Annotated in this window: 4 protein-coding genes; 2 read left to right on the top strand and 2 right to left on the bottom strand. The window is 68.5% G+C overall.

Going from position 1 to position 2,688, the window contains the following annotated elements:
• The coding region (locus AACZ35_RS13820) for a hypothetical protein (protein WP_339830271.1) at positions 1-294 on the bottom strand (294 nt) is incomplete at its 3' end.
• Complete coding sequence (locus AACZ35_RS13815) at positions 291-542, bottom strand: DUF3297 family protein (protein ID WP_339830269.1); 252 nt, start codon at positions 540-542, stop codon at positions 291-293. The genes AACZ35_RS13815 and AACZ35_RS13820, both read right to left, overlap by 4 nt.
• A gap of 191 nt (positions 543-733) precedes the next feature.
• On the opposite strand from AACZ35_RS13815, the gene AACZ35_RS13810 reads away from it, so the two are divergent.
• Both AACZ35_RS13810 and AACZ35_RS13805 read left to right on the top strand, forming a co-directional pair.
• On the top strand, positions 734-2,095 hold the full coding sequence (locus AACZ35_RS13810) for a sigma-54 dependent transcriptional regulator (RefSeq protein ID WP_339830267.1): 1,362 nt from the start codon (positions 734-736) through the stop codon (positions 2,093-2,095).
• A 56-nt stretch (positions 2,096-2,151) separates the two neighbouring features.
• Positions 2,152-2,667 carry a TspO/MBR family protein gene (locus AACZ35_RS13805; RefSeq protein WP_339830265.1) on the top strand — a complete coding sequence of 172 codons (516 nt, stop codon included), beginning with the start codon at positions 2,152-2,154 and terminating at the stop codon, positions 2,665-2,667.
• Positions 2,668-2,688 lie beyond the last annotated feature (21 nt).

Here is a 2,688-nt window from a genome sequence, read left to right as displayed (position 1 = left end):
CACGCGCGCGGCGATGAAGAGCTGCGGCAGCATCGAGCCCGATTCGCGGATCGGCACCAGCAGGCCGACCATCCACGCCGGTGCGCCCAGCGCGCCCAGGGTCCAGGCCAGCGTTGTCTTCGGGCTGGCCAGCGCGTCGCCGAGTTTGGTCAGCGCCATGGCCCCGAGCTGGCGAAAGAAGTTGCCCGGCAGGCGGGTGCAGGCGCTGTCCGGGATGTCCTTGCAGACGCGGCCGTCCTCGTCGCCGACCAGGGCGTCGTAGACGGCGTCGAGGCGGTCCCGGGTGGGCGTCACGCCGCCGGCGGGGCGTCCAGGAACCAGACTTCGACCGTGCCCTTGGCCTTCATCGTCATCGCATTGCCGTGGCGGTCGAGCGACTTGCCCACCGGCAGCCGCACCCAGCCTTCGGAAATGCAGTACTCCTCGACGTTGGTGCGCTCGACGCCGTTGAAGCGCACGCCGATGCCGCGCTCGAGCAGGGCTTCGTCGTAGAAGGGGCTGCGCGGGTTCACGCAGAGACGGTCGGGCGGGGTGTTGCTCATGGGGACTGCCTGCTTGGAAAGGCCGCCAGTTTAGCGGCAGCGGCCGGTTTGCAAAATGCACTGTGCCTGCGCAGTATGGATGCAAATTGCAACTATTTGCCCGACTCCGTTGAAATAAGCACTGCAAAATCAATGGCATGGCAAGTGGCACGCCCCTTGCTAACTACTTTCCAGACCCTTTGGAGTCCACCGTGAGCAACCCTCCCGCCGCCCCCCAGGGGCGGATCCTGGCCATCGACGACGACCCCGGGCTGCTGCAGAACTTCAGCCTGTGCCTGGAAGACGCCGGCTATCGCGTCAGCACGGCCACGCGCCTGCAGGAGGGGCTGAAACTGGCGGCCAGCCAGCCCTTCCACGTCTGCCTGCTCGATCGCGATATCGCCGGCGAATCGGGCCTGGACGCATTGCCGCGCCTGCGCGAACTCGCGCCGGGACTGCGCGTGATCATGGTCACCGCCCACGCGCACGTGGACGACGCGGTGCGCGCGATCGCCGATGGCGCCGCCGACTACCTGGTCAAGCCCTGCTCGCCGGCGCAGCTGCGCATCGCAGTCGCGCGCCAGCTCGACACCCTGGACCTGCTGAGTCGCCTGGAAACCCTGGAACGCCAGCAGCCCCCACAGGACGCATCGCTGGAATCAAAAAGCCCGGCCATGGCCGAAGTGCTGGCCGTCGCCCGCCAGGTCGCGCGCACCGATGCCAACCTGCTGCTGCTGGGTGAATCGGGCACCGGCAAGGGCGTGCTGGCCAACGCCATCCACGGCTGGAGCCAGCGTTCGGCACGGCCCATGGCCACGGTGAACTGCCCGTCGCTGTCGGCGGAACTGCTTGAAAGCGAACTCTTCGGCCACGCCAAGGGCTCGTTCACCGGCGCCACGCAAAGCACCCAGGGCCGCGTCAGCCACGCCGACGGCGGCACATTGTTCCTGGACGAGGTCGGCGACTTCCCGCTGGCCCTGCAGCCCAAGCTGCTGCGCTTCGTGCAGGACAAACAATACGAACGCATCGGCGAACCCGATACCCGCCGCGCCGACGTGCGCATCATCTCGGCCACCAACCGCGACCTCGAAGCGATGGTGCGCGACAACAGCTTCCGGCTCGACCTGCTCTACCGACTGAACGTGATCAGCCTGGTGCTGCCGCCGCTGCGCGACCGGCGCGAGGACCTGGCCGGCCTGGCCAACGGCTTCGTGCGCCGCTACGCCGACAGCTACCACCTGCCGGCACGCCGGCTTTCCGACAAGGCCCTGGCCCGCATGCAGGCCTACGCCTGGCCGGGCAACGTGCGCGAATTGCAGAACGTGATCGAACGTGCGGTGATCCTGTGCCCCCGCGAGGACATCGGCCCCGAACACCTGGCCCTGGGCGGCGAACCCGTCGCCGCCGACAGCACCGGTGGCATCGCGGTCGGCGCGCCGGTATCGATCGACACCCTCGAGCGCGCGCACATCGAAGCCGTCATGGCCAGCGCCGATACGCTCGAAGCCGCCGCCCGCACGCTGGGCATCGACGGTTCCACCCTCTATCGCAAGCGCAAGGCCTACGGGCTTTGAGCCACGGACAACGGAGTACCCGGTTAGTGCGCTACCAACGACCAACCCGCCCGGCCTTGCCCGCCGCCATCACCAGCCCACCCGCGTGGCCGGTGCACTGGCGCGACGGCGTCGCGCTGCTTGCCTGGCTGGTCATCGTGCTGGCCGCCGGCGCGTCGGTGGGCGTGCTGTTCCCGCCCGGCGAGTGGTTCCAGGGACTGGGCAAACCCAGCTGGAACCCACCCTCGTGGCTGTTCGGCCCGGTGTGGACGACGCTTTACGTGCTGCTGGCGATCGGCGCCTGGCTGGTCAGCCGCGAGCCCGGGCCATCGGCCGATGCCGAACGTCCGAAAGCGTGGCTGGCCTTCGGCCTGATGGCCGCGCTCAACCTGGCCTGGACGCCGCTGTTCTTTGGGCTGAAGTCGCCGGCGCTGGCCTTCCTCGATATTTCGCTGCTCTGGGGCGTGCTGGTCTGGATGACGCTGCGTTTTGGCCGCGTGCGTCCCCTGGCCGGCTACCTGCAGCTGCCGATGATCCTGTGGGTGAGTTTCGCGCTGGTGCTAAACGGCACCATCTGGTTGATCAACAGCTGACGAGGCGGCGCCGCGGCGCCG

Source organism: uncultured Arenimonas sp. (assembly GCF_963976025.1).
Taxonomy (GTDB): domain Bacteria; phylum Pseudomonadota; class Gammaproteobacteria; order Xanthomonadales; family Xanthomonadaceae; genus Arenimonas.
Note: the sequence above shows the minus strand (reverse complement) of the source record. Positions and strands in the feature narration are given on the sequence as shown.

Excerpts from the sequence above, each read along its gene's own strand:
- AACZ35_RS13815 (WP_339830269.1), bottom strand. The coding sequence starts at position 542 with ATGAGCAACACCCCGCCCGACCGTCTCTGCGTGAACCCGCGCAGCCCC.